The organism is Thiomicrorhabdus sp. (genome assembly GCF_963662555.1).
Lineage (GTDB): Bacteria > Pseudomonadota > Gammaproteobacteria > Thiomicrospirales > Thiomicrospiraceae > Thiomicrorhabdus.
Window position 1 is genome coordinate 1885169 of sequence record NZ_OY759719.1, and the last position, 25765, is coordinate 1910933.

Below are 25765 nucleotides of genomic sequence, written 5' to 3' on the forward strand. Positions count from 1 at the left end.
GGGATTATCTGCATCGAAATTTGAAAGGAGTTATTGAATATTTCATAGGAGACTATGATACACGGGGGGCTAGCAAGTTTGCAGAATCTTGACATCAAACTTTTATTTTATTAATTGCTTTAGCTTGATACATTTTTTTGTCAGCAATTTGAATCAATCCCTCAATATTGTCACTATCTTGGGGATAAATACTGGCACCAATACTTACTCGTACTCTCAAACTCACCTCTTTTAAATGAATCTTGGGTATGAACTCATCCATAATTTCTTTCACTAGAGTATTTACTTTATCTTCTGTTTCTACACCTCGTAGCAAAATGATAAACTCATCACCTGCATAACGTCCTACAAGATCACTTTCTCGCAGCCTTTTCTTGAGTCGTTTGGCCACTGCCTTTAACACATCATCTCCCACCAAATGGCCATAACGGTCATTCACTTGCTTATAGTCATCGATATCAATAAACAACAAAGCAAAATGGCTTTTATCTCTTTTACTTTCAACCAATTGCTGATCGATTAATTGCCTCAACATATTACGGTTGGCAACCCCTGTTAATCCATCAAACTGAGCGGATTCATAGAGCTTTGCCTCAAGTTCCTTACGTTTTGTGATGTCTCGAGCCATACAAATAATATCGGTTTCTTTGGATAGTGTGTTTTGGTAGGGAGCGTTCACCCACTCACAAAAAACTTCACGACCATCTTTACGCAGATTGATACTTTCTGCCATCACGGTCTCAGCACTCTGCTGAGTTTTCGTTAAAACTTCTGTAGTTTTAGTTTGATCTTTTTCAGGAACCAGTAGTTCTACCAATTTTTTACCAATCGCTTCTTTCTCTTTCCATAGAAAAGTCTGTTCAGCTTGGCGATTCCATTTTTGAATCTTTCCCGCTTTATCCATTACAATCAAACTCAATGGTGATTGCATAAATACTGTATCTAACTGCTCTTTTCTAGCGTGGGTCACACGATATAGTTTGGTTAAGCCAATAATTAGAGCGAGTAAAGCCAAAATAATCAAAATTACATACTTCAATTGCTCTTTCAACTGAGCATATTCAAAATCATAATTTGGTTGATACAATAAACCATCCAAACTGATTTTTTCAGGCACTAATCCAAGGCTATGATACGTATCCGCAATATGACGCCAACGCCCCTGAGTCATATAACCTGGCTCAATCAACATAGGAATCATTAAATCCTCCATTGATTTTGCTTCAAATCGAAGATGGTCTAAGCTTTTTCGTTGTGAATATTTTTGATAAATCAGCTGTATAATTTCCTCTTGATGGGACATTGCATATTTCCAGCCGTTGATGGTCGCCGTATAAAAGTCTCGAACGAGTTGAGGATCCTCTTCAACCAAACTTTGCAGTGTAAAAAAATTATCTCCATAAAAATCAATACCACTCATACGTGGAGAGAACAGCTGATAACCAATTCCTTGCTCATCCAACATATAAGGCTCATCAGTACTGTAAACCGACATGACATCTACTTTTTTATGAATTAAATCATCAACATTGTGTGAATGAGTTTCTAACGTGAGTGCGTGCCGATTGATTCCTTCAGACTGCATGTAAGCAAATAACTCAGCTGAATTAGGCTCAATGCTTAAAGTTTTGCCAACAAATTTATGGATGTGATCAATACCCGAATCAGTCAAAGTCATTAAATTTAGTGGGGAGTGTTGCATGATCACTCCCAATATGGAAATAGGAGCACCTTTATTAAAAGCTAAAACTAACTCACTGGTACCTACGCCAAATTCGGCTTGTTTATTAAGCACCACACTAATAGGGTCCAAACCTGGCTCTGCCTCAAGCAAAGATACCTCTAACCCTGCTTGACGATAAAACCCTTTTTCTATCGCTGCATAATAACCCGCAAATTGAAATTGATGATGCCATTTAAGTTGAACTGTAATCGGTTTTAAAGCCGTTTCAGCAGCCTGAATTCCATTAACATGAAACATTAAAACGAGTGCAAAAATTCGACTAATCATGTGAGCACTCACACTCTCCAATATCTTCATTCCAAATATCTGGACTCTCTGCTATAAATTGACTCATTAAATCGATACAGGCCTGATTATTTAACTCAATCACCTTCACACCTGTTTCACGCAGCCACTCTAAATGGCCATCAAAATTGACCGACTCACCGACCACAACGGTGCCAATATTAAACTGGCGAATCAAACCTGAACAATACCAACAAGGTGCAAGCGTGGTAACCAATATTTTATCGCGATAGTTTTTTTGGCGCCCCGCCTTTCTAAAAGCATCTGTTTCACCATGTATTGAAGGATCATTATCTTGAACGCGTCGATTACGCCCCACACTTAATAGATTACCTTGTGCATCAAACATAGCGGCACCAACAGGTACTCCGCCTTCGGCATAACCCTACTTTGCCTGTTCAAATGCGGGGTTTAAAAGTGCTAAATAATCCACGGAACAATCCAACTCAATATTTAATAAATGTGACATATTATGAAACATAATCCAGCAGGATGAAAACATTTTCACTTAAACCAATTCAATCTCTTTCATGCTAAAGTATTAAAAATACAAGTTTTTAATGGGAAACACGACAAAATGGCTGGCAACGAGGTAAAAATATTAAACCAATTTTGTACACATCTGGTTTTTGCTGACCGAGAGATGACACCTAACCTGGCACCAATATTGGATGAAAGATTCACCGTTAAGCGTGTATTAATCACCTACACAGCGAACTTGGAAGAAAATGCCCAACGGCTAAAAACCATCTACAATGCACACCACATTAAAGCCGATACTCATCTTATAGAAGCCTCATTTGAAATCCCAATCATTGTCGAAGAGTTGCAAAAATTGGTACAAGACATACCTTATGAAACACTCTCAATCAATCTAAGTTGTGCCAATAAACTCTACACGTTAGGTGCTTTTAAGGCATTTGAAAACACACCTGTTGGTCTTTATTATCTGTTACCCAATGATCAATTCAAATGGGTTCAACCCAGTGGATTACCCGAGTTTAATATCGCAGAAAATATGCAGCTCGACGAGTTTTTACATGCACACGGTATAGAGCATTCCTACCCTGTTAAATTAACGCCAAGCCAAGCAAACTTTGCCAATAGTTTGGTGAATGCCATCCAAAAAATCATATTGCAACAACATGCACTTAATACCTATCAACAGTTCTCTACCCGTTTTGCACGTGGTAAATCTATAAAATTAATTAAACACAATGAACACTACTATCTAAATGACATCAACAACACACACCCGCATTTAAAAACCGATCTTTTACTTGGGTTTTTAAGAAAGTTACACAATCAAAATGTGTTACACCTAAAAAGTGAAAATCATGAAACCTATCCACTTCCTGAAAAAGACAGTTGGAGACGAACCTTTTTTGAAGGTGGTTGGCTAGAGTACTATACCTACCGCACCTTACTAGAGCTCAAAACTGAGATTGAAAAAATTAAAGAGGTCGCATTTGGCGTTAAACTACAACGTGAAAATGCCTATGATGAAGCCGATGTGCTGTTCCTAGCTAACAACCAACTGTTTGTAGTTGAGTGCAAAACGGGAAACAACGTCAATATTAATTTACATTTACAACGATTGGATAGTCTTAGAAATCGACTCGGTGGAAGCACTGCTCACTCGTTATTGATCACCACTGAATATATTGGTGCCAATCTGCCAAAAGCAAACTTATTAAATGTGGGTGTCATTGATGGTCATCAACTTTCACACCTTAAACATCACATCCAAGAATGGGTATTAAATGAAATTGCTGTTAAACCTGTCCATCCCCATTAATAACGCCAATGACCTCTAAAAACAAATCTTTACAATTCAATAATTTATAAATTAATCCTCATAGACATTACTTGCTCTCAATAACTATGAAAAAGGTATGGTAAATTTAATAACCGACTGATTTTGCTCAGAATATCAATTAAGCGTACAATTAAAAAACACTCATTAAAACAAGAGGCGTTGATATGGAAGCACCAATGCATGATTTACCTGCTCTATTTGCCCAATTAGGCTTGGCAGATAGCGAACAAGAGATAGATAACTTTATTCGCTCACACTCACCACTTGAACCAAAAATTTTGCTTCATCAAGCACCGTTTTGGACTGAATCGCAAAGTTTGTTTTTAAAAGAAAGCGTTGAAGCAGATGCCGATTGGGTTGATGTGGTTAACCATTTAGATACCCTACTTAGACAAACGTAATTGCAAAATTCATTTTACTCAGCCAAACAAAACTCACTATGCTAGTGGGTTTTGTTTATAAAATAACACCATCTGTTCATACACTTTTGGAAACACCCTTTTAAGAACAACAGGGGCTTCAAAAAAGTATTCGGTCACTACTGCAAAAAACTCTGCTGGGCTGGTTGCAGCATAAGGGTTTATATCAACCCTTGTCCCACTTTCAACCTGTTTACTAAGGTGATTAAAAGCCTCTTCAAAGGCATCAAACCAGGCCTGTTCATTCATATTAGAATGTAATGGCGGATGCCCATTGGTATTGCCATCAAGCATATCTATTTTATGCGCCATTTCATGCATTAACACTTGATTAGCGTGAGCTCTTAGAGGATGCGGTTCATCATCATTCCAATCAATCACAATACCACCTTGGTACTGCGTTTCACCCGATTCAAAAGCCAACTGACTCACCAAAATTCCACTTGGGCTAACGATATTATCTCTACCATTTAAAAATGGCATTGGGTAAACAATAATCTGATTCCAATTTCGCAACCAACTGTTTGCAGAACCCTCTTTATCCTCTTCAAAACCATAAACCATAATGGCGGCTTGAGTAGCAATCATCACCTTAATTTCATCGGTAAACTGCATACCTTTGACCGCAATAAAATGTTTGGTTCTAAGAATTTCGCTGGCTAACAAACGTAACTGCATACGTTGCTGAGAGCTATAACGCTGCACAATAGGCATTTTGCTAATAGATTGATGCCACAATTTAAGCGGAATTTTATGGCGTTTTAAATGACTGGCTAAAACGAGGTGTTGTATTTTAGTTATTATATTCACTGATTAGTTATCTCTATTTCAAATTTTTGCACGAGTCTTCGACTAAAAAACAAGCGAGAAAACTGTATTCATTCTCGACTTATCTTTTCGGGCATCAGGTTCTAAATTTCTGTTTTTAATCGTACAAAGGCCTCTTATTCAATTAAGAGATTTATTGAAACTTAAGCCAAGTTTATATTATTCGTATGAAACCGATTCTTTATTCACTTTTTTATAAATTAAGCTTCTATTCAACTCTTCTAGTGAATTACAACCTGATGCCGCAAGCAACTCCAAAAAATCTTCTAATATGTTTTTATGATAATTTTGAACTCTTTTGTATTTATCAGTCACTACTAAACCTCTCATAAGTTTAGGGTTATTGGTGGCTACACCAGTTGGGCATTCATTGGTATTACATTTAAGCGACTGAATACAACCAAGCGCTAACATCATGCCTCTAGCCGAATTACAAACATCCGCCCCAATACAAAGTGCTTTAAAAATATCAAATGCTGTAAAAATCTTAGTGGCAGTAATCACTTTAATTTCTTCTTTTAGGTTATATTTATTGAGTGTATCTACTACAAATATCAAGGCCTCTTCCCACGGCATACCTACATAATTAGAAAAATCGATAGGAGCTGCCCCCGTCCCACCTTCAGCACCATCAACGGTTATGAAATCAGGTTTTATACCGCTTTCTACCATCATTTCGCATAGCTCAATAAATTCTTGCTTACTGCCTATAGACAACTTAAAACCAACAGGTTTAAAACCAGACAATTCTCTTAACTGTTTTACATATTCCAAAAGCCCTTTAGCATCTTTAAAAGTAGAATGCCCAGGAGGAGAAAGTACATCAGTGTGAGGTAACACCCCCCTAATTTTAGCTATTTCTTCATTGTTTTTTGAGGCCGGAAGCACACCACCATGCCCTGGTTTTGCACCTTGTGAAATCTTAATTTCAATCATTTTCACTTGTTCTAAATTTGCTTTTTCTTTGAACTTCTCTGCATCAAAATTACCATCAGGTGTTCGGCATCCAAAATAGCCTGTACCAATCTCCCAAACTAAATCACCACCTTGCAAATGATATTCTGAAATACCGCCCTCACCTGTATCGTGAAAAAAATTTCCGGCTTTGGCACCTAAGTTTAATGCGGTTATTGCATTTTTACTCAAAGCACCGTAACTCATCGCTGAAATATTGAATAGACTTGCACTATAAGGTTTTTGACAATCTTTTCCACCAATCACAACTCTTGGTGGTGTTTGCATTTTTTTGGCAGGATAAATACTGTGTTGCATCCATTTATAATTATCATCATTTATATTCAACTCTGTACCAAAGGGATGAGTTTCATTTTGCTCTTTGGCTCTTTCATAGATGTAATTACGATGATTTCTATCAATAGGTTTTCCATCGGTATCTGACTCCACAAAATATTGATGCAGTTCAGGCCCAATCATTTCTAATAAATAACGCATGTGCCCAATGACCGGAAAATTTCTCAAAATTGAATGTTTCTTTTGAAACAAATCATAAAAGCCAATCAATGCCAGCGAAATTGTAAGTGCAATAAACCCAGTTAAAGGCCATAAAGCGACACAGATAATAATGGCAAAAATCAATAATGCGATAAAAGTAAAAATAACAATTTTCTTCATTGGATATCCTTGTTCACTTTTGTAACTATTTAGCTCAACTTAGCTTTAGTTTGTATCTATTATGTCTACTAGGTTTTTAGCTCTGCTAATCTTTGAATTTGCAATTAACTTTGTCACGCTCATTTCAAGCACTTCCAAGAACGAGCCGGGTTGAGAGTATTTTTAGCCATTACTTTTGTATGGATTCCATTTGGAATGAAAATAGAAGCGTTTTACAAGAGCCTTTACCTTCTCTGTTCCACACCCTTCTGCTTTAATTATTTTTTTAACTTTATCTGTTAAGTACTCTGACTTCTTCTTCATCGCTTCATTAATTTGTTCTTTGGATTTTTTAGGATATCTTGACTCTAATTCCATAGAAGCTCGAATAGTTACCATTTGAAAGTTAGAAAGAAAATTTGTAAGAGTTTCATCATCTGGTTTTTCACAGGAGCTTGCTGCTGCATTTGTAATTACAAACATATCGAATATCTGCAATATATCTGGTCCTTTTTCAGCTCTGGCGACTCCAGTACTACTCATAAGTAAAGAGAGAATTAATAGAATGGTATTAAAAATTTTCAACTGATAGCTCCATTTATATCGATCAATTTCAAAAAGGTTAACGCTTCGCTTCATGGTCACCTGGCCGCGCGGAAGCGATTGTTACGTATTTTAATATTGCTTAATTGAAGTGCTGCTAGCATCAATATTTACCTCCTTTTATAAGGAGCCAAATTGCAAATGACATTTCTCCCAAAATACTCGGAATAGCTACCATAGCCAAGAAAATTGACGCATAAGCCTCATAATTTGGAAATACGAAATGGGCGGCAGTATCAACCATATACATGATGCCGGCAATAATGAGAAAAAATGCGATTATTTTTGGTTTCGCAATTATTTTTCCTAAAAGGATAAGATGAATACCAAAGAAGAAAAGCCCTAACAGCCAAATCGTATTAAAAGTATCAACTTGCTTTAGAATTTCTTCATTATTATTTAAAGTGAATACTGCAGGAAGAGCAAAAATTGCAACACCCATAATGGTTGCATGCATCATTCTAAATAGTGTACTTAAAACAGAAAGAGAGTGTTCTTTGAATAATTCATAAAGAGCCCATGCAACAATAACATCAAAAACTACTGTTATCATAAAGGCCATAATACCAGCACTCACCAAAGCATGACTTTGTTGCACAGTTGCTAATGGATCCATCGCTAAAGATTCAAGAACAAAAAAATTGGCGAATATTGCTGCAAAGAAAATAATCCAGTAACTACCACCCGCTATCAAAGCATATGTTCTGGCACTGTATGTATTAGTCATTTTAATCTTCCTTAAATAGTCACATTCAACACATAACGCCCAGTTAAGCAGAACTCAGTATAGAGCACCCTTTGTGCGAAAATGACGGAGCCATACGCAATAAGGTGCGGAGTGCTGAGCTTCCGGGCGAGCAGTTTGAACGCCTGTTATACGCTTTCATCGTTTGGACCAGCCCAGAACAATGGATTATATGCAACTTCCCAAAGATGACCATCAGGATCTTTAAAATAACCACTGTAACCGCCCCAGAAGACTTTCTGCGGCATCTTGACTAATGTTGCACCAGCATCTAGTGCTTGCGCCATGACCACATCGACCTCGCTTTCAGACTCGACATTATGGGCAAGAGAAAAGCCCTCGAAGCCACTACCCTCTGATGAGACTTGAGCATCTTCCGCTAATGCCACTCGACCATACAAACAAAGCCATGTGCCATTCAACGTGAAGAATGCTACTTCAGGAGGCGATTCCATTCGCGGAAAACCTAATCCTTTTTCATAGAACTGAATTGACTTAGCCAGATCACCAACTCCAAGAGTGATCATGCTGATTCTTGGCTTCACGATTTAAAATCTCCTTTTTTACACATAACGACCAAGCTGTACGGTGCAAACGAAGTGCAGCGTAGTTTGCGTCCGAACGAGCGCCTTGTTATGCACGGGGCTCAATCCTACTTGCGCGGATGACCTCAATTTTAGACATTTCCTCATAACTGTCCGTTGAATGCAGAAATCCGATATTCTTTTCATGGGATCTGTCAATCAAATCCAAGAGGAGGCTAATATTGTCACTTTGGATCGAGTTTAATTGATTAAAGTCAGTATGTATCTCGTCTCTGGGATGAGAGTTTATATAACCATGCATTTTTCCAATAAGACCAACCAATATATCTGACAACTGTGTTAATTGGCATGATTCTGAATCAACAAATGAATAGTTTTTGACCTCTTTTAATCCGTCCAAGATTTTATACCCAGACAACAATTCAGCTATTGACTCTTCGTTATCAAAAATATGTGTAGCGTTTTTAAATAAATATATTGGCCGTAAATAGAACTGCGAAAAGTCCTTTATAAGGACAAAATTCTCTTCATCCATAACAAATGGCAGCGATCCGTTTCTCTTCGCCTCTTTTAATAACTGTCTGAGCGACTCCAAACCAAAGTGGAACTCCATGTCATCAAGGTACTTTTCAAATAGATCGCTTATATCTTCAATGAATAAAATAACATCACAGGGCTTGATGTTCGGGTATTCATACTTGTGGAATAGAGAAATAACTGAATCAATCTCAATTCTTGCGAGTTTATAAAGATCATTCTTTAGGGCGTTTGCAAACTGAATCCCTAATTGCTGGCTTGCTTCAGAATGAGAAATCGCGGAGTCAACAATATCAACAATTGACCAATATAAAATATTTAAACTTGAGTAGTGAATATATATATGGCTTGTGCTGATATATTTTAAAAATATATTAAGTTTCTGGGATTTCAGGCAATCAAGGAAGTCACCTTTTGCAATATGTTTTAACTTAACCTCTTTGACGGAACTTTGCAGTTTAAAACTATCTATGAGAGGCTGGACGTCGGGAGCGGGACCTTCATGCACCAAACCGCCTAAGATGAAGTTATCTGTGAAAGCGGAATTGAAATCCAGCTCTCTTACGTAGAACTTCCTTATGTTGTTTGTTTCGTCATAGTAAAACGTATAAGCACCATCGAAGTCCGCCGAAGGTGCTAACATTTTTGTGAGCCTCCGTCTCTCACCAATATCGAAAGTTACCATTTTCTCATTCCGATCCAATTTGATACATAATGTTTAAGCCAACCGGCCGCGCATTAGTGCGGTCGGGTTGAGTGAATAGTTATGATTCATTATGACTTTCAATGTCTATTACCGACACTCTTTCAGTTTTTGGGAGAATGCTTTCTAGTTCTTTAATTGAATAACCTTCAGCATGAATAACTTTTCCATCTTCTGTAGTAATAATTATTTTTCTGCTTTTACGTGCGTCAATCCACTTAACGATTACTTTTGCAATTGCATTCCAAGGCATCGATTTAGACAGTGCTGAGATTGATTCAACTATTTCTGATGCATGAGGCTGATTAGTGAACAAATCAACTCTACTATGTTCGATGCCTTCAGCATCTAGTGCAGCAAGAAAAGATTTTTCACTATCCTTGAATAAACTAAGTTTTAATACTGAAACTCTTTCCACGATTGACTCATCTTTTTAAAACAAAACGCCTAAATTCACCTGACCGAAAAACGTGAAGAGTTTTATGGATTGGGTGATTTTTTTTATTAACCTTGTTAATCATCTTTAAAAGAAATGTGATGACAATAACCACATAACCCATTTAATTCTTGCTCATCAGTACTCAAGCTCGCTCCACATCGAGCACAGGATATATATGGCCTAGATGCTAGACATATTGCACATTCATCTTCTTCGTACACATAGGATTCCATACCACATTCATGACAACTACTAATTGGCGGCTCTCCACCATCTGTCATTGCTATATATGTTTCACCAAAGAATGCCTCTGTTATGGCTTCTTCAAGAATTTCCGATGTGAGTATAAATTTGTTGCCACATGATGAACACAAACTAATGCACTCATCTGGAACATATTCTGAAAAATCATTTGTCTTTATCAGTTCTGAGTAACATTTCGGACACCGAACTTCATAAATGGCTTTTGCTAATGCATCTGTTTTCCAATCTACATCAGCCAATGCTTCTTTACATTCTTTTAGCTCTTTTTCGTAAACCTCCGCTGCCTCTAATAATGCTTTCCATGTGGACTCACCTAGAGTGTCGATTGGCTCAAGTTCCAAATGAGATTTTAAAAAATCTTGTATTATTAAGAAGGATTGGCTTACTAACTCACTTACCCTAGATCCTGACTGACTTGTGCAATAGTGCTCAATATCGTTTCTGACTTTTATTATTTTATCTAATCTTTGCCACTCAACTTCGATTCCTAGCGTGTTAAGGCGCTCCTTAATCTGCTGGACATCTACAGTTTTCTTTCCTGTACCTACAAATGATAATTGCCCTGAAATAAGTTTAGGCTTAATAATTTGCTTTAATAATACCTCATCTGAATCCAGTGGGGAAAGTTGCCTAAGCTTTTCTTTAAAGAGCAGCAACACTCCAGCTGAAATATTCCGAACCGATGACAAGACGCGACGTGGATCACTGGACTGATAGTCCTCCACTCCAATCTGTATAGATTCGATCGCGTTTCTCAGGAGAGTATTCATTTTTTAGACTAACACCCAAAGCAGCGGTGCATTTATCCGTCCGACTGACTTTGCTTTTTAGGCGCAGGAGTCTCGTCAAACTTTGAAAGAGCCATCTTTATGGCTCGTTCAATTTGGGAAGAGACCACTTTGTCCTGTGCAAGCCAAATATTAGGAGCAGCATAGCCAGCAATAATAGATAGGGCAATAACCTTAGCTAAGGTAGAGGGTGTTTCTTGAATTGCACCAATAAAGTACAAACCGAGCAACAACCCCAAAATTGCTCCCAGCGTGAGCCGAAGCATAAGCCAAGCTCCCCGAGCTTTAGCTAATTGGCTGGACGCGAATTTGGCTTGACTCTCCTTTTTCGGTGGAACATATGAAATAGTCGCCGTTATTGAAAATGCAAAACTACCTATCAGCGCCCCAATAGGACAAAATATTAGTAGTGCAATATCGTACTTGCTTAATCCAATATCAATTAGTTCCATATGCTTCTCTTATTACCTAACTATAATTAAACATCCTAATACTGAAAATAAAACATAGTTCAAACAGTATTTAGGATTTAGTTATTATTAATTTAATTTGTTATATATTGGTTTAAAAGGCCTTTTTGTCATTATTTAGACTACCTAAACAACTACGTAAAACCAAGTAAAAAACACTTAGAAGTTACTATAAACATTATTTAGTATAGTTACGAATATTTTTTATAGAAAACTAAATTTACCAGGCCTGGTAAATTTTGCGGGATTATTTTTACACTAACGCCCTGCTAAACGGCGAGGGTTAGCAAGTCTGGCGGTAACTACATTTTTTGTGGCCAGAATGAGTTTAAGTTTGTTAGCTGCCATTCTGCACTTTAGGCTTTTCATTACAGCCGAAGTCTAAAGCCACGCAAGGTTCACTACCATTTACCCATGCATCATGACCCGGGGCCAATTCAAAAGCTTCACCGGGCCCAACAACGGATTCTTCACCACTGGCACTTTTAACAGTAAACGAACCAGACAATATATAACCTATGTGATTTTCCGATTGTTTGCCTGTTTGTTTACCTACATGCTCGGACCACCGCCACCCAGGCTGATAAGTACCTATGCCCACAAATGACGTTCTTAGTTTGACTGCAGATCTTTTGCTACCATCCAGAAACTCCCATGTAGTATCAGAGGAGGATGGATTTGCAATGATAGTTTCTTTATTCAACATTCATTCTCAATACTGGTTACAGCTAACATTAAAGCTGTGCGGTGCAACGTAGTTTGCATTTAAACTAGCACCTTGTTATGCAATATTTCTATGCAATCTTTTCATTTTCGAAAAGAGGTGTTTTTTAAGAGGCCATTCTGACATTCTTTAGAGTATGCTTTTTGAAGTAAGGTACTGACCTTTGCGCAAGCTTTAAAATAATCAGGTAATAACTTTTTAATTAGGTCTGAGTCTCCAGAACTTTTTGCATTGAGCAGTATTTTGGCAATTTCATAACTTTTCTTATAAGAAGTATCAAGTTCGTTATACAACTCAATTTCGACACTCTCTGAAACCTCAGATAAAAATTTTCCCGTTGGACTATCTTCTGGTTCAAATGCCACAATTCTCGCATTTCCACCTTCCATATATAGGCATGAATATACTTTACGTTCCCAGTCGATAAAATCGATCATTGTCTTGTAAATTTGACCATGTTTCATGATGTCCCAGACACGTTTTTTATTTATAAACTCTATGAAAGATGAAAGCTCCAATGGCTTGCTGATGTAATAGCCTTGAATATGATCGCAACCGAGCCCCATTAAATACTTCATGAGAGTATCGGTTTCTACCCCTTCAGCAATAGAATTCATCTTGAGTTGGTGTGCAAGATTTATACTGTGATCCAGTAACGTAAGACCATCAGGGGTGGACATTGCTTCACTCGTCATCGTCTGGTCTATTTTTAATGTATCAAATGGTAATTTTTTTAATTTTTCAAATGTAGCATGCCCAGTTCCAAAGTCATCAATAGCGAGCTTTATGCCATTTGCTTTTAGTTCAGCTATATCCATTAGACATTCAGTGCTTAAAGCCAGGGCAGAACTTTCTGTTAATTCTATTTTTATTTTGGAATACTCAACACCCGAATCCTTAACGAGCTTCAAAAAATCAGGGACAAACTCTTTCTGAATCATGTCCTTAGAGGATATGTTTATTGCTAAAACGATTGTATTATTCTCTTGATGTATTTTTTTCAAATCTTCCAGAAAACGGGGAATCATCGCTTTTGTTATCTCGGTTATAAAACCGGTCTGCTCTGCATAAGGAATGAAGTTGTCAGGTTGTACTAATTCACCATTGTCTTTTTTCCAGCGAATAAGAGCCTCAGCCGAAACAATTTTACCTGTCTCCAATGAGAGAATTGGCTGATAAAAAAATAGAAATTCATCGTTTTTTATCGCATTCGATAAATCTTCAATGGTCAATTTGTAGTCAGTCATTTAGTAATCCTCTATCTTATCCATTTGCCTAACGCCACACTCTGCGGCAAATTTGGTGCGTAGTGGAAAACCAGTCCGACAACATACGCTTGTTATGTAAGTTTTTCATTGCGTTGAACCAACCAGACAATTATTGAGTACAAGGAAAACTCAACTAGCCCTCCCAAAAACCATAGAACGGCCAGCATACCTGGGATTGGGTACACCAAATATTGATTCGCATTGACTAAGACACCAGCCAGGACCGAAAAAAATATTCCATGGATTAAACTTTCAATTAAAGTCCCACTCCTGCGCCACTTGTTGTAACTAACAACAAAAAGAGTTGCCATCCCAATAGTGATGAAGAGAGATAGAAACAGCTTCTCCGACATATCGGGACGCTGGATACTGGCAATCATTTCATTCTGCTCGGCAATAAGAACCATATGAAATAAGCCATTCCATATTATGGCCACAACAAAAATTAGCACCACTGAAAGCAAGCTTCTTTTAATACTCACTATGCTCCCCTACTCGCAAAACGCCCCAGCTCACAGGAGAGCGACCGAAGGGAACGAATCCTCTGTCTGTGGAGCTGATTGTTATGCATTTTTACCGATAATCTCATGACCATATGAATTGTCGATAGAACACAGCCAGATACCACTAGCCGATTTATTGAATACATATGTGGCCTTACGTTCAGTGGCAGGAAAACCTGGACCAGATACTACAGTATTTGCTAGCACAAGCGCTGTATCTCCTGACTCAAGGATTTCCAAACCATTTTGTTCAACTTGCAGACCATTTTTAAAATATACAGCTATAGCTTCAAACGCTTTACGGATTTCATTTTTCCCAATCGCATTACGGCCAGGCTCAATAACTAAAACAGCATCGTCAGTGTAAATACCCATAAGAGCATCAAAATCTTCAGCAACGATAGCCTTATCGGCAATTTCAATTTGAATTTCTACAGGATGACGTTTCACAGCCCTTTTCTCCTTTATGTATAACGTCGAGCTCTGCGACAATTTTGAAGTGCAGCGGAAAAATTGTCCGACAGAAACACCTTGTTATAACTACCCTTCAATTTTAGCAATCCATTGAGTATGCTCTCGAGAAAATGCATTTTCGGCATCTCGTACAAAATCCGAGAAAAGTTCACTTATACTCTTTGCCGTTGTATTTTAGTACCGTTGTTTTTGTTGCAGTCATTTCGTTAGAGTTACATTCCCCATCATCACTCACGTTATCTGTAATGGTTTTAACTTTGGTTTTGAGGATGATGTTATGAAAACCATTGGATTGTTGTTCTGACATCATCAAGATGCTGTCAGTATCGGTAAATTCACCAGAACACTCACCATCCCATTGACCATTCAAGGTTTTAACCGGGTATTTATCAAGAATTTTTTCTAACTTATCGCCGGACTTGATAAATAAGCTCAACATTTCACTTTGATACTGAGTCACCCTAGACGTGCCAGCATGTCGTACCCGAACACCAAAAGCCCGAACATCATCTGTTACTCGGTATGGCGCCGTGTCTAAGTTAATTTCTCTAAGCCGGATAGCATCCGAATACCAGCCATTTGTTTGACTAGTTTCAAAATACTGATGCGTGACTTTCCCAGAACGATCATCCGCTATAACGATATGGCTATTCAACTCAAAATAGCCCTCACCTTCATCGACAATCTCAGGGATAACCACGATCACTTCATGCGATGCTTCAGGATTCGCTTTGGAGACAACTAAATCTGTTTTGACCGAGAGCGGCACAAGATCCATCTCTTTTAAAACGTATAAAACCAATGCCTCATTATCGATGGTATCGTTCAGATTTTTTGATTCGAGTTTGTCTATAGTGCCGTCGTAATTGATAACAAACTCTTCCTCAATAATCTCTTTCGTTAAGCCCCAAGAACTGTGCTGGCTGGTTATCGCATGTTCGCTGATTCTGGACTTTGTTATCGTTTGACCTTTACCGATCTCGTCATAAGCAACTAATTGATGGTCAATAACATTGCCCTGCCTATCATAGTTAATGAGGGTGGACTCCATTTCGTACTTACCTACCCAATACGTCACCACTACCGTATAAAAATGTTGTGACAAGCTGACTTTATACGACATCACTGAGCGGTACTTAGATGTCTCTTGATAAAAATCCGGATACACCGCTTCAATATTTAAAGCACCATCATTAATGGGTTTAAAATCTTCTGGTTCAATGAAAATATCAAAGTTGGTGTTATCAATGAATGGCACTTTTCTCTCTGGTATCAACTTAAGTGCATTTTGAAAATCTGAAATTTTCGCACTGTTATTTGTATCAACTTCAACTGCCATTTCAACTTCTGATGCGGCATCCTCCACATCAGGCTGCTCACCACCAAAAGCATAAAAAGGCAGTAGGACTGACAACAAAAAGACCGCTCTCAAAAAGTTCATAGTCATATCACATCAAAAGTTTTTTCAAGAAGATAGTGCAACACAGCCACAACGATTAACAGAAGCAACAGCGAAATCACACGTTTTAGGAAAAAATGTTTAGATTTCTGCCATTTTCTTTTTAAATAAAAAACATCAAGCAAAATAAATAACGCGGCCAAAATCACACCGAAGGTGGAGCCAACATAAATCACACCAAAAATAAATAGTTTCAAAGTAACGAATGATATAAGGCTAGTTTCTTCGGGTATCTCTCCAAGAATAAAGGTAAAGAGCAGGAAAATATACCCCATGCCAAGCAAGAAAGCGGCTATGGCCCAAAGTACATATTCAAAAATCCGTTTTAGCATGGCGGCTCTCATTAACAAGGCGATTGGCCTTCCCCTTCATTTGGCAACGATTCCATTTTTTCCAGTAAGGCGGGATGACTAAAATCCATACCCTGAATAATATCACAGGTATATATAGGTGCACCTTCTTCATTACTTCTTTGGAACTTGACTACGGAATGGGTGAGGATCAATTTTCGATCGATAAAAGCAATATGATGATAAGCCTCATTTAGGCCACGATCCGGAAACCTTGTGTGAACGTAAAATCCGTTTTTCTCCGCAATCACATCGACAATTTGCTGACCACCATCTTGTGAAAAATTGGTCGTTTTAAAAGCAAATCGATATACCCCATCTGAATTAATAAATATTAATAATTCATCTTCTTGGTAAGGCTTGGCACTGACAACCTTATCCATTGCATAGTCGTTGTTAACATCAATATCTCTAATGAAGTAGTTTTCGTTATCCACGTAATAGGAAAAATCTTTATTGATTGGGTTCAAACGCTCTTCCCATCCTGCAAACTCATTCGCAAACAAATCGTAAACGATATGCATTTTGTCGTTGTTGAGACTGTGAGTAAATACTTTGTCAAACTTAGGATGAGGTCCATCAAAAAGGAAAAACAGAACCGATTTTGCATCGTTGTATTCCAGGTCATTGATAAGGTAATATCGATGCTTATCCCTTATATAAACTAATGCTTTATTTTGAAAATAATTGACGGCATCCGCTTTCCATCTGCCACCTTTAGCAATGCTAATTATCTTATCGTCAAATTCCCGATACCTTTCATTATCGATTAACGTGAAGAAATAAGTAATATACGCATCACTCACTTCATATAGTTTATTAGGACGATCGGCTTGTTCATCCCAGCCAAAAAGAGTGACAAACTGCTCAAAGTCTGACGGAAATTGATTTAGAAACTGCTCTTCATTTTTTGTTGAATAAGCCAACTGAAGTTGATCTATAAGAGCCTCAGTATCTATTGGTTTTTCAACACGTTGATAAACCTTAAGGTTATTCAGACGCTCAGACTTAACTAAGTTACCGTCGTTGAAATAGCTGATTTCACCACAATAAAGCGTTGGCTCAGATTCGCAGGGAGCATAATAAAACTCTGCTAACTTGTATCTGAAATACATCCCTAGCTCTTCAGTCACTAATCCACCGAGGTCTTCTTCATTTTCTAAGAAATATGCTGTCCCTTCATCTTGAAACACACTGATAGGAAATGCCTTGTAATACGCATAAAAGAAAATGACGTTTTCTTTTTGGTAATTCAGTTTTTTACCATCGGGAACCTGATTACTTAGATGATTTTTTATTTTTTCTCTGATTAATGAATGGAGTTGATTTTCATCATTTTCATAATCCTTGGCTAAGTAAAGATTAGGATATACTTCAGACTGGATGAGCATCATGTGCTTGAAAAAGAAATGATGAATACCAAATCCTACCGAGCTAATTACCACAATACCTAAACATATCCATGATCTTATTTTATTTACTAAAATCCACTTGACTAGCCTAATGGCAAGAACGAGTATGCCGGTCAGCAAGAGGAGCAGAAAAATAATGAGGATCATTTCCATAAAGTAGTACTTCTATCGGCTCTTGAAGATAGCTCTGAGGCAAGGTTACTAATTATCCTTCTTTTTCCTTCTCTTCAGATGAGAGGAAAACAGGAGTGAAAAGACTCGTCACCTCTTCTTAGATTTTTTATCGAGAATTTTGTGGTTCATAACTTATCCCGTAGATTGGTTTCACTCAGCGGCTTTGAGCATAACGCCGCGCTCTGCGGCAAATTTGGAGCGCAGCGGAAAAGTTGTCCGACAGAAGCGCTTTGTTAGAGATCATTATTCGATTGCTTCCCTGGGCTTCAGGGTTTTAGCACTAAAACCTTTAGTGTATTGGTCAACTACCGCTGTGCCAAAAAAATACTCAGGGTTGTACCACCGCCTATGCTTCGCAACCCCATCAAGGGCAAACCGGTAACTCAGCTGTCGCTCAACATCTGTAATTGCATTAGAAAACATGTCTGTTGTTGGCATCCAATCATAAAGATATCGACATTCATCAAGTATAATCATGTCCATATACATCGGTGTAGCTTTCGCCTTATAACTCCACCGTTTGGTTTCACTGATATTTACATGGTAGGGAATAGCAACTTGTCTAAATAGCGCTTCGAGTATCTGATGGAATAAGACAAGGTCGCAAAATTGATGAAAATCCCAGAAACTGTGTTTGCTATATAGCTCTTTAAGCTTGGCAGACCAAAGCTCCTCCTGACCATTCCCCTCAGAGAGCAAGTAAGTAATTATTGAAAAAGAATTGACCAGTTCTTTTTTACTTCCACCTACGTCTAGTTGCGAAAGAAATTGTTCTGAAAATTTGGCAAATTCTTCATCCTCATTAATGAACTGAGGGTAATTCGAGTCCCCTCCATTTAATTCTTTATCCAACGCTGCCAGAGTCCACAAAATAGGATGTTGACCTGAATCAACAATAACATCGCCACCTTCATCTTCTTCGTCAAAATGAAAATAGCTTTTCTTCAGCGTACTCAAAAGGCTATTCTCATCTGCATTAAAAAACTTCTTGTAAAGAAAGTTTTTCTTCGGAAACCTGTTGTACGTAGATATGAGGCTAGCGTGATCTATCAATAGGCGGGTTACAAACTGTCCATAGTAGTAGTCCAGATCGTTTGAAACTTTTTTAAACCATTCATCAGGGTCTAAGTCATGTGCCACCGGCCCTTCGCTAAAACCACTCTCCGAGTCTTTATCCTCAATAAATTCTTTAGGGTATAGGTAGCACGAAACCAGTTTTGAAAGTAATGACCTGCCAACTTCATCCTGCTCTATCGTAGGTAGTGAAAAGTTTGTTATTAGAACTCCTGGGGAGTTAAGTGCGTGTCTTGCAAGAATTCTCGTTAAAGCAGTAAGTGTTTTTTGCTTTTTATTTCTGCTAGGAAGCGGCCCACAAAAATCTAAATAAATAATATCAAATCGCTGTGGCGAAGCTTCAATGAATGTATCTAAACCCCCATTGACTATCTTAATAAATGGGAACTCAGAATTCAGCGCGGAAACCACCGCATCAGAATAGGTCGAGTTCTCTGATTCAAATGCCCAAATATTTTCTGGGAGCACACCAGCTTGACATAATACTCTCAGGTCGTTTTCTGGGTTTGGCCCAGATAAGTAAGCTACCTTTAGATTTTCAGGTGACCTGCTTTGAACAATTGAGTCATAAAACGATTCCCATCTTTCTACAGTTGTGTCCGATAGTTCCTTCGCTACCAACACATCATATGAATTGTCTTTCCCTAAGATATAGTCTCTTACATCCCGAACATAGCTACGCCGAGCAAGAGTCGAGACTGATCTATTTCGGGTAAGGGATTCAATAGCACTGCCTATTACCGCTGCTCTTGCTTTGTTTTTTTCTATCTCAGAGTAAGAACTCATTTTTGTATCTCTAACGTTTAAGCTAACCGGCCACGCCCCAGCGCGGTCAGGTTGAGTGAATTGTTATGGCGTTATTTACGTTGTAATTTTTCATGGTAAGACAATACCTCTTTAGGGATCTCGCTTTCTTTATAAAGCTCTACCCGCCATACCCTATCTTTAATTTCTTCAATACCTAATTTTTCGAAAAACTTTCTGTAGTGTTCAATCTTTGAACTGTGATTCTCATGAAACTCTACAACGACTGCATTCTTAGATTTAAAGAACTCAAGGATAGAGTTGAGAAATTTTTTGCCAATGTTATTTTGGGTTAGTTCTGAGTTAAGTGCAAAGTGCTTGATACGAACAGTTCCACCTGAATACATAGAAATACCTTCAATATACCCAATTTTAAGTGAGTATTTGTATTCTCTATATTCGCATCGTATGTCTGGAATCTTGCTATATCCATGGGTATCTGGAAGTCCTTCCATAGGAGCGAGGCCATAGCAAGTTGACCACTCTAACGGTTGTTCAAAGTAACCAAAGAAAAATTCCTGAGGTGCTTTCAACCATTCATTAATGAATTGCTCTACACTAGGGCCATTCCCATACTTTCTGTTAAATTTTATCTTTTCAATTAAATTTTTTAGCATTTTATTCTTAAAGGTAATATTGATTACAAAGCCACTAATTCTTTGAGCTATAACGCCCGCCAGCACCGGCTTGAGGTGCGAAGCAGTGAAAGTCCAGCTTACGTAAGTAACCGTTGGTGCCAGGCCTTGTTATGTGTTGAATAGCCATGCTGTTATACCAGATATTACCACCCCGAGTATAAGGCCTGTAATCAAATTTAAGGCTCTAATTTTACTTTCATGTTGCCTAGCCTCTTTTAGTTCAAGGTCTTTAATTTTATTTTTTATGGCTTGTGCAAATTGAGGATTCATTCCTCTGATACTCATTCGTTCTTCAGCAACAATAAGATCTTTCAAATTTAATTTATCAATTTCACTAGAATCCCCACTACTTAGATAGTGTTGAAACATTGATATGATTTCTTTTTCAGATGGTTTCTTATCCATAATTCATTATCATTGTTCTAAAGACACATAACTATAATTAGACACCCTAACACTTATATAAAACGTATTTGAACCGTGTATAAAACAGCCGTTTTATACAAAATATTAGGATGTGTTTGATATTAAATTTTGTTGTTATCATTTGGTTTAAAACGTATTTTTATGATTATTTAGACTGCCTAAATAACCACGTAAAACCAAGTAAAAAACACTTAAAAGTTACTATAAACTTAATCTAATATATTTACGAAAATATTTTCACAAAAACTAAGATTATCTGTCTTTAATACTTTTTACCAGGCCTGGTAAAATCATATTCTGCTTTTTACATAAATTTTAGATATAAAAAAACCCGCAAGAATTACCAGGCCTGGTATAACTTGCGGGTTTTATATTTGCTTAAATTAAAAGCGTAATTAACTTTTAAATTGCGTTAATAATATCGTTTAAAGTATCACTTGGTCGCATTACGATTGCCGTTTCAACGGTATTTGGTTGATAGTAACCACCAATATCTACGGCTTTACCTTGTACTTCGTTTAACTCAGTAACAATTTTTGTTTCATTCGCCGTTAATGCATCGGCTACTGGCGCAAAACGAGCTTTTAAATCGGCATCGTCATTTTGAGCTGCAAGTTCTTGTGCCCAATACATCGCTAAGTAGAAGTGGCTTCCACGGTTATCAATCTCACCAACTTTACGTGATGGTGATTTATTGGTATCTAAGAACTTACCAGTGGCTTTGTCTAATGCATCGGCCAGTACTTGTGCTTTAGGGTTATTAAACGTTTGAGAAAGATGCTCAAGCGAAACGGCTAATGCTAAGAATTCACCTAAAGAATCCCAACGTAAATGGTTCTCTTTAACTAACTGCTGAACGTGCTTAGGAGCTGAACCCCCTGCACCGGTTTCAAACAAGCCTCCGCCGTTCATTAGTGGAACAATAGATAGCATTTTGGCTGAAGTACCTAACTCTAAAATTGGGAATAGATCTGTTAGGTAATCACGCAATACGTTACCTGTAACTGAAATTACATCTTTACCTTCTTTAATATGACGAAGAGTAAAACGAGTGGCTTCTGCTGGAGCCATAATATGAATTTCTAAACCAGCCGTATCGTGAATGGCTAAATACTGATTCACTTTCTCGATGATTTGGTGGTCATGAGCACGTTCAGTGTCTAACCAGAAAACCGCTGGATTACCCGTTGCACGTGCACGATTAACCGCTAATTTAACCCAGTCTTGAATTGGGGCATCTTTAGCCTGACACATACGGAAGATATCGCCTTCTTCAACTGGCTGTTCTAACAAAGTATTACCGTTAGCATCAACGGCACGAATAACACCCGTACCCGTTGCTTGGAAAGTTTTATCATGTGAACCGTATTCTTCGGCTTTTTGAGCCATTAATCCTACGTTTGGAACAGAGCCCATTGTGGTTGGATCAAAGGCGCCGTGTTGTTTACAAAAACGGATTGTTTCTTCATAAACACTGGCGTAACAACGGTCTGGAATAACCGCCATAGTATCTTGCTGTTTGCCGTCTTTATTCCACATTTGACCCGAAGTACGAATCATAGCTGGCATAGAAGCATCAACAATTACGTCTGAAGGAACATGAAGGTTGGTAATGCCTTTATCAGAGTCAACCATGGCAATATCTGGCCCAGCGTCAATAGCGGCGGCGATATCGGCTTCAATCTCTGCTTGTTTTTCGGCTGGTAAAGTGGCGATTTTATTGTAAACATCACCTAAACCGTTGTTTAAGTTAACGCCAATCTCTGCAAAGGTTTTTGCATGTTTTGCAAAAACATCTTCAAAATACACAGCAACCGCATTACCAAAAATAATTGGGTCAGAGACTTTCATCATTGTGGCTTTAAGGTGTAATGAGAACAGAACGCCCTCTTCTTTAGCCTTAGCTTTAGCTTCTTTTAAAAAGGCTCTTAAAGCAGATTGACTCATCACTGAGGCATCTAAAACCTCACCTTTTTGTAACGGCGCGTCTGATTTAAGCTCGGTTACTGAACCATCTTCTGCTACAAATTCAATTTTAAAGGTAGTTTCATCGGCTAGGGTAATCGATTTTTCTGAACCGTAAAAATCGCCTTCTGACATATGAGCAACGTGAGATTTAGATTCTTCTGACCAAGCACCCATTGAATGTGGGTTTTTACGTGCGTAGTTTTTAACAGATAATGGTGCACGACGGTCTGAGTTACCTTCACGTAATACAGGGTTTACTGCAGAACCTAATACTTTGGCGTAAGTCGCTTTAATGGCTTTTTCTTCGTCATTTTGTGGTTCAGCTGGGTAGTTAGGAACCGCATAACCATGAGATTGTAATTCAGTAATTGCGGCAACAAGCTGAGGAACAGATGCTGAAATATTTGGTAATTTAATGATATTAGCTTCTGGCGTAGTCGCCATTTCACCTAGTTCGGCTAAAGTATCACCAATACGCTGTTCTTCTTTTAAATAAGATGGAAAGTTAGCAATGATTCGGGCTGCTAATGAAATATCACGCGTCTCAACAGCAACGTCTGCCGCACTAGTAAAGGCTTCTACTATTGGTAAAAATGAGTAAGTGGCTAATGCTGGAGCTTCATCGGTTAAGGTATAAATAATCTTGGATTTTTCTGACATACAATTTCCCGTAGTTTACTTTGACTCGTCGTTGAGTACGCTAATATAAAAAATGTTAAAATTTAGCCTATTTTATCACCTGCTCCGTTTAATAAAAGTAATTAACCAGCAATTAACCAGGGATTAACCTGCAATTCATCAGCGATTAACCGAGTAAACAGCCAATTTATGTCAAATCTACTTCTTTTTAACAAACCTTTTAATGTTCTTTGCCAGTTTACGGACGAATCCGAATTTAAAGAACAGCGTGAAACCTTGGCTGACTATATTGACCAACCAGGATTTTATGCCGCAGGACGATTAGACCGTGATTCTGAAGGTTTATTACTGCTGACCGATGATGGTAAATTACAACAACAAATTGCCAACCCTAAAACCAAACAACCCAAAACGTATTTGGTGCAAGTTGAAGGTGAAATTACTAAAGAAGCCATTAAACAACTTGAGCAAGGTGTTAAATTAAAAGATGGTTTAACCAGGCCTGCTAAATCTCGTAAAGTCTCTGAACCCAAGTGGCTTTGGGAACGTAACCCGCCCGTTAGAGAACGTAAAAACATTCCTACCAGTTGGCTTGAATTGACCATTACCGAAGGCAAAAATCGCCAAGTAAGAAGAATGACTGCGGCGGTGGGTTTTCCGACTTTGCGTTTAGTGCGTATTCAAATTGGTCAGTGGAAACTGGGTAATCTTGCTTTAGGCGAATCAACACTTTTAAAAAATCAGTCTATATAATGCCTTTAGCCAATAAAGACCTATCGTGCTAGTCGCAGAAAACCTGACTCTCTGCTAAACTAACAGGCTTGAAAAACAACACACTTACCCACATTAAGTTCATACTTTAATGTCAAACCTTTAAACACATATCAAACTCATAAACATTTAGGTAATAAAACAGCATGAATTCAACTCAAGACAACTCCAAAACAAAAGTTATTGTTGGCCTTTCTGGAGGCGTCGATTCGTCGGTTGCTGCTTTATTATTAAAACAACAAGGCTATGACGTTGAAGGCTTGTTTATGAAAAACTGGGAAGGCGATGATACCGAAGACTATTGCCCAGCCGCTGAAGATTTAAAAGACGTCATGGCGGTTGCAGAAAAGTTGGATATTCCAGTTCATATTGAAAACTTTTCAGGTGAATATTGGGATAACGTATTTGAACACTTTTTAGCGGAATACAAATCAGGCCGCACGCCTAACCCAGATATTTTGTGTAATAAAGAGGTTAAGTTTAAAGCCTTTTTACAGCACGCTTTGTCTTTAGGAGCCGATTACATTGCAACGGGTCACTACACCCGTGTATCACGTGATGAAAACAATCAGTGCCACCTATTAAAAGGCTTAGATGACAATAAAGACCAAAGTTACTTTTTGTACACTCTACAACAACATCAATTGCAAAAATCGCTGTTTCCGGTGGGTGAATTAGAAAAACCCGTTGTTCGTCAATTAGCAGAAGAAGCCGGCTTTATTACCCATGACAAAAAAGACAGTACCGGAATTTGTTTTATTGGTGAGCGTAAATTTAAAGACTTTTTACAACAGTTTTTACCTGCGCAACCTGGCGATATTGTCGATGACCAAGGTAATGTAATTGGTAAGCACGATGGATTGATGTATCACACCTTAGGGCAAAGAAAAGGCCTAGGTATTGGTGGCGGTCACGGAACAGGCAATGAGCCTTGGTATGCGGCTGATAAAGATTTAAAAAACAATGTATTGGTTGCCGTACAAGGTAAACAACACCCATTATTACAGCACCAATATTTAGTGGCAGATACTTTAGACTGGGTATCAGGTGAATGCCCTGCTCTTAACTCGCCATTAAAAGCAAAAATACGCTACCGACAAGCAGAGCAACCATGCCAAATTATTGAACATAAAAATGGCAAAATTGTGGTGAAATTTGATGAGCCACAAACCGCTATTGCACCGGGTCAATCAGTGGTGTTTTATATAGAAGATGATTGTTTAGGTGGCGGTATTATTGAACAACGCCTGCACAACTTAGATGAACGAATTTAACGATAGA

The 25765-nt window shown here is 38.1% G+C and carries 26 protein-coding genes and 1 pseudogene; 4 read left to right on the forward strand and 23 right to left on the reverse strand.

What is annotated here, in order from left to right; genetic code table 11:
• Positions 1-94 precede the first annotated feature (94 nt).
• Positions 95-2011 carry a diguanylate cyclase gene (locus ACORJQ_RS08350; protein WP_321323614.1) on the reverse strand — a complete coding sequence of 639 codons (1917 nt, stop codon included), beginning with the start codon at positions 2009-2011 and terminating at the stop codon, positions 95-97.
• A pseudogene (locus ACORJQ_RS08355) lies at positions 2004-2396 on the reverse strand (nucleoside deaminase); the annotation flags it as partial. The pseudogene ACORJQ_RS08355 and the gene ACORJQ_RS08350, both read right to left, overlap by 8 nt.
• 210 nt (positions 2397-2606) lie before the next feature.
• Between ACORJQ_RS08355 and ACORJQ_RS08360 the strand changes: the two are divergent.
• Both ACORJQ_RS08360 and ACORJQ_RS08365 read left to right on the forward strand, forming a co-directional pair.
• On the forward strand, positions 2607-3827 hold the full coding sequence (locus ACORJQ_RS08360) for a Card1-like endonuclease domain-containing protein (protein WP_321323615.1): 1221 nt from the start codon (positions 2607-2609) through the stop codon (positions 3825-3827).
• A 185-nt stretch (positions 3828-4012) separates the two neighbouring features.
• Positions 4013-4249 (forward strand): DUF2789 domain-containing protein, encoded by a 237-nt coding sequence (locus tag ACORJQ_RS08365; RefSeq protein WP_321323617.1) that lies wholly within the window; start codon positions 4013-4015, stop codon positions 4247-4249.
• Between the two features lie 36 nt (positions 4250-4285).
• Here ACORJQ_RS08365 and ACORJQ_RS08370 read toward each other — a convergent pair whose 3' ends face one another.
• From ACORJQ_RS08370 to ACORJQ_RS08470, 21 genes are all read right to left on the reverse strand, one after another.
• Positions 4286-5077 carry a M90 family metallopeptidase gene (locus ACORJQ_RS08370; protein WP_321323619.1) on the reverse strand — a complete coding sequence of 264 codons (792 nt, stop codon included), beginning with the start codon at positions 5075-5077 and terminating at the stop codon, positions 4286-4288.
• Positions 5078-5254: 177 nt separating this feature from the next.
• Positions 5255-6727, reverse strand: coding sequence for an FMN-binding glutamate synthase family protein (locus tag ACORJQ_RS08375; protein WP_321323621.1), 1473 nt, complete (start codon positions 6725-6727; stop codon positions 5255-5257).
• A gap of 162 nt (positions 6728-6889) precedes the next feature.
• The gene (locus tag ACORJQ_RS08380) at positions 6890-7345 is read right to left on the reverse strand and encodes a hypothetical protein (RefSeq protein ID WP_321323622.1); all 456 of its coding nucleotides are present in this window, start codon (positions 7343-7345) and stop codon (positions 6890-6892) included.
• A 67-nt stretch (positions 7346-7412) separates the two neighbouring features.
• Positions 7413-8036, reverse strand: coding sequence for a DUF4386 domain-containing protein (locus tag ACORJQ_RS08385; protein ID WP_321323624.1), 624 nt, complete (start codon positions 8034-8036; stop codon positions 7413-7415).
• Between the two features lie 146 nt (positions 8037-8182).
• A complete protein-coding gene (locus tag ACORJQ_RS08390) occupies positions 8183-8599 on the reverse strand; it encodes a VOC family protein (protein WP_321323625.1) in 417 nt (138 codons plus the stop codon).
• Positions 8600-8687: 88 nt separating this feature from the next.
• Entirely contained in the window at positions 8688-9821 is a 1134-nt protein-coding gene (locus ACORJQ_RS08395; RefSeq protein ID WP_321323626.1) for a DUF3800 domain-containing protein, read from the reverse strand.
• Between the two features lie 79 nt (positions 9822-9900).
• Positions 9901-10257 (reverse strand): hypothetical protein, encoded by a 357-nt coding sequence (locus tag ACORJQ_RS08400; RefSeq protein WP_321323627.1) that lies wholly within the window; start codon positions 10255-10257, stop codon positions 9901-9903.
• Between the two features lie 95 nt (positions 10258-10352).
• Positions 10353-11312, reverse strand: a complete 960-nt coding sequence (locus tag ACORJQ_RS08405) for a hypothetical protein (RefSeq protein ID WP_321323628.1) — start codon at positions 11310-11312, stop codon at positions 10353-10355.
• Between the two features lie 32 nt (positions 11313-11344).
• On the reverse strand, positions 11345-11782 hold the full coding sequence (locus tag ACORJQ_RS08410; RefSeq protein ID WP_321323629.1) for a hypothetical protein: 438 nt from the start codon (positions 11780-11782) through the stop codon (positions 11345-11347).
• Between the two features lie 355 nt (positions 11783-12137).
• Complete coding sequence (locus tag ACORJQ_RS08415) at positions 12138-12401, reverse strand: cupin domain-containing protein (protein WP_321323630.1); 264 nt, start codon at positions 12399-12401, stop codon at positions 12138-12140.
• Between the two features lie 206 nt (positions 12402-12607).
• Positions 12608-13771 carry an EAL domain-containing protein gene (locus ACORJQ_RS08420; RefSeq protein ID WP_321323632.1) on the reverse strand — a complete coding sequence of 388 codons (1164 nt, stop codon included), beginning with the start codon at positions 13769-13771 and terminating at the stop codon, positions 12608-12610.
• A gap of 92 nt (positions 13772-13863) precedes the next feature.
• Entirely contained in the window at positions 13864-14274 is a 411-nt protein-coding gene (locus ACORJQ_RS08425) for a hypothetical protein (RefSeq protein ID WP_321323634.1), read from the reverse strand.
• 81 nt (positions 14275-14355) lie between these two features.
• Positions 14356-14745: a YybH family protein gene (locus ACORJQ_RS08430; RefSeq protein ID WP_321323636.1), complete on the reverse strand. Its 390-nt coding sequence runs from the start codon at positions 14743-14745 to the stop codon at positions 14356-14358.
• A 90-nt stretch (positions 14746-14835) separates the two neighbouring features.
• Entirely contained in the window at positions 14836-14925 is a 90-nt protein-coding gene (locus tag ACORJQ_RS08435) for a hypothetical protein (protein WP_420719578.1), read from the reverse strand.
• Positions 14918-16186: a PA3715 family protein gene (locus ACORJQ_RS08440; RefSeq protein WP_321323637.1), complete on the reverse strand. Its 1269-nt coding sequence runs from the start codon at positions 16184-16186 to the stop codon at positions 14918-14920. The genes ACORJQ_RS08435 and ACORJQ_RS08440 overlap by 8 nt, the downstream gene beginning before the upstream one ends.
• A 26-nt stretch (positions 16187-16212) precedes the next feature.
• Complete coding sequence (locus ACORJQ_RS08445) at positions 16213-16572, reverse strand: hypothetical protein (RefSeq protein ID WP_321323639.1); 360 nt, start codon at positions 16570-16572, stop codon at positions 16213-16215.
• Positions 16572-18143: a hypothetical protein gene (locus tag ACORJQ_RS08450; protein ID WP_321323641.1), complete on the reverse strand. Its 1572-nt coding sequence runs from the start codon at positions 18141-18143 to the stop codon at positions 16572-16574. The genes ACORJQ_RS08445 and ACORJQ_RS08450 overlap by 1 nt, the downstream gene beginning before the upstream one ends.
• 264 nt (positions 18144-18407) lie before the next feature.
• Complete coding sequence (locus ACORJQ_RS08455) at positions 18408-20024, reverse strand: SEN1985 family protein (protein ID WP_321323643.1); 1617 nt, start codon at positions 20022-20024, stop codon at positions 18408-18410.
• A 71-nt stretch (positions 20025-20095) separates the two neighbouring features.
• Entirely contained in the window at positions 20096-20659 is a 564-nt protein-coding gene (locus ACORJQ_RS08460; RefSeq protein ID WP_321323644.1) for a hypothetical protein, read from the reverse strand.
• Between the two features lie 129 nt (positions 20660-20788).
• A complete protein-coding gene (locus ACORJQ_RS08465) occupies positions 20789-21085 on the reverse strand; it encodes a hypothetical protein (protein ID WP_321323645.1) in 297 nt (98 codons plus the stop codon).
• A 423-nt stretch (positions 21086-21508) separates the two neighbouring features.
• Positions 21509-23734, reverse strand: coding sequence for an NADP-dependent isocitrate dehydrogenase (locus tag ACORJQ_RS08470; RefSeq protein WP_321323646.1), 2226 nt, complete (start codon positions 23732-23734; stop codon positions 21509-21511).
• 168 nt (positions 23735-23902) lie between these two features.
• Here ACORJQ_RS08470 and ACORJQ_RS08475 point away from each other — a divergent pair, with 168 nt between their 5' ends.
• Both ACORJQ_RS08475 and mnmA read left to right on the forward strand, forming a co-directional pair.
• Positions 23903-24466, forward strand: a complete 564-nt coding sequence (locus ACORJQ_RS08475) for an rRNA large subunit pseudouridine synthase E (protein ID WP_321323647.1) — start codon at positions 23903-23905, stop codon at positions 24464-24466.
• 164 nt (positions 24467-24630) lie between these two features.
• The gene (mnmA, locus tag ACORJQ_RS08480; protein ID WP_321323648.1) at positions 24631-25758 is read left to right on the forward strand and encodes a tRNA 2-thiouridine(34) synthase MnmA; all 1128 of its coding nucleotides are present in this window, start codon (positions 24631-24633) and stop codon (positions 25756-25758) included.
• The last annotated feature ends 7 nt before the right edge of the window (positions 25759-25765 follow it).

Bases quoted from the DNA above. Each gene is read 5' to 3' on its own strand.
- ACORJQ_RS08380 (WP_321323622.1), bottom strand. From the start codon at position 7,345: ATGAAGCGAAGCGTTAACCTTTTTGAAATTGATCGATATAAATGGAGC.
- ACORJQ_RS08460 (WP_321323644.1), bottom strand. From the start codon at position 20,659: ATGCTAAAAAATTTAATTGAAAAGATAAAATTTAACAGAAAGTATGGG.
- ACORJQ_RS08475 (WP_321323647.1), top strand. From the start codon at position 23,903: ATGTCAAATCTACTTCTTTTTAACAAACCTTTTAATGTTCTTTGCCAG.
- ACORJQ_RS08420 (WP_321323632.1), bottom strand. From the start codon at position 13,771: ATGACTGACTACAAATTGACCATTGAAGATTTATCGAATGCGATAAAA.
- ACORJQ_RS08445 (WP_321323639.1), bottom strand. From the start codon at position 16,572: ATGAGAGCCGCCATGCTAAAACGGATTTTTGAATATGTACTTTGGGCC.
- ACORJQ_RS08410 (WP_321323629.1), bottom strand. From the start codon at position 11,782: ATGGAACTAATTGATATTGGATTAAGCAAGTACGATATTGCACTACTA.
- ACORJQ_RS08450 (WP_321323641.1), bottom strand. From the start codon at position 18,143: ATGGAAATGATCCTCATTATTTTTCTGCTCCTCTTGCTGACCGGCATA.
- mnmA (WP_321323648.1), top strand. From the start codon at position 24,631: ATGAATTCAACTCAAGACAACTCCAAAACAAAAGTTATTGTTGGCCTT.
- ACORJQ_RS08395 (WP_321323626.1), bottom strand. From the start codon at position 9,821: ATGGTAACTTTCGATATTGGTGAGAGACGGAGGCTCACAAAAATGTTA.
- ACORJQ_RS08350 (WP_321323614.1), bottom strand. From the start codon at position 2,011: ATGATTAGTCGAATTTTTGCACTCGTTTTAATGTTTCATGTTAATGGA.
- ACORJQ_RS08360 (WP_321323615.1), top strand. From the start codon at position 2,607: ATGGCTGGCAACGAGGTAAAAATATTAAACCAATTTTGTACACATCTG.
- ACORJQ_RS08455 (WP_321323643.1), bottom strand. From the start codon at position 20,024: ATGAGTTCTTACTCTGAGATAGAAAAAAACAAAGCAAGAGCAGCGGTA.
- ACORJQ_RS08470 (WP_321323646.1), bottom strand. From the start codon at position 23,734: ATGTCAGAAAAATCCAAGATTATTTATACCTTAACCGATGAAGCTCCA.
- ACORJQ_RS08405 (WP_321323628.1), bottom strand. From the start codon at position 11,312: ATGAATACTCTCCTGAGAAACGCGATCGAATCTATACAGATTGGAGTG.
- ACORJQ_RS08385 (WP_321323624.1), bottom strand. From the start codon at position 8,036: ATGACTAATACATACAGTGCCAGAACATATGCTTTGATAGCGGGTGGT.
- ACORJQ_RS08465 (WP_321323645.1), bottom strand. From the start codon at position 21,085: ATGGATAAGAAACCATCTGAAAAAGAAATCATATCAATGTTTCAACAC.
- ACORJQ_RS08375 (WP_321323621.1), bottom strand. From the start codon at position 6,727: ATGAAGAAAATTGTTATTTTTACTTTTATCGCATTATTGATTTTTGCC.
- ACORJQ_RS08365 (WP_321323617.1), top strand. From the start codon at position 4,013: ATGGAAGCACCAATGCATGATTTACCTGCTCTATTTGCCCAATTAGGC.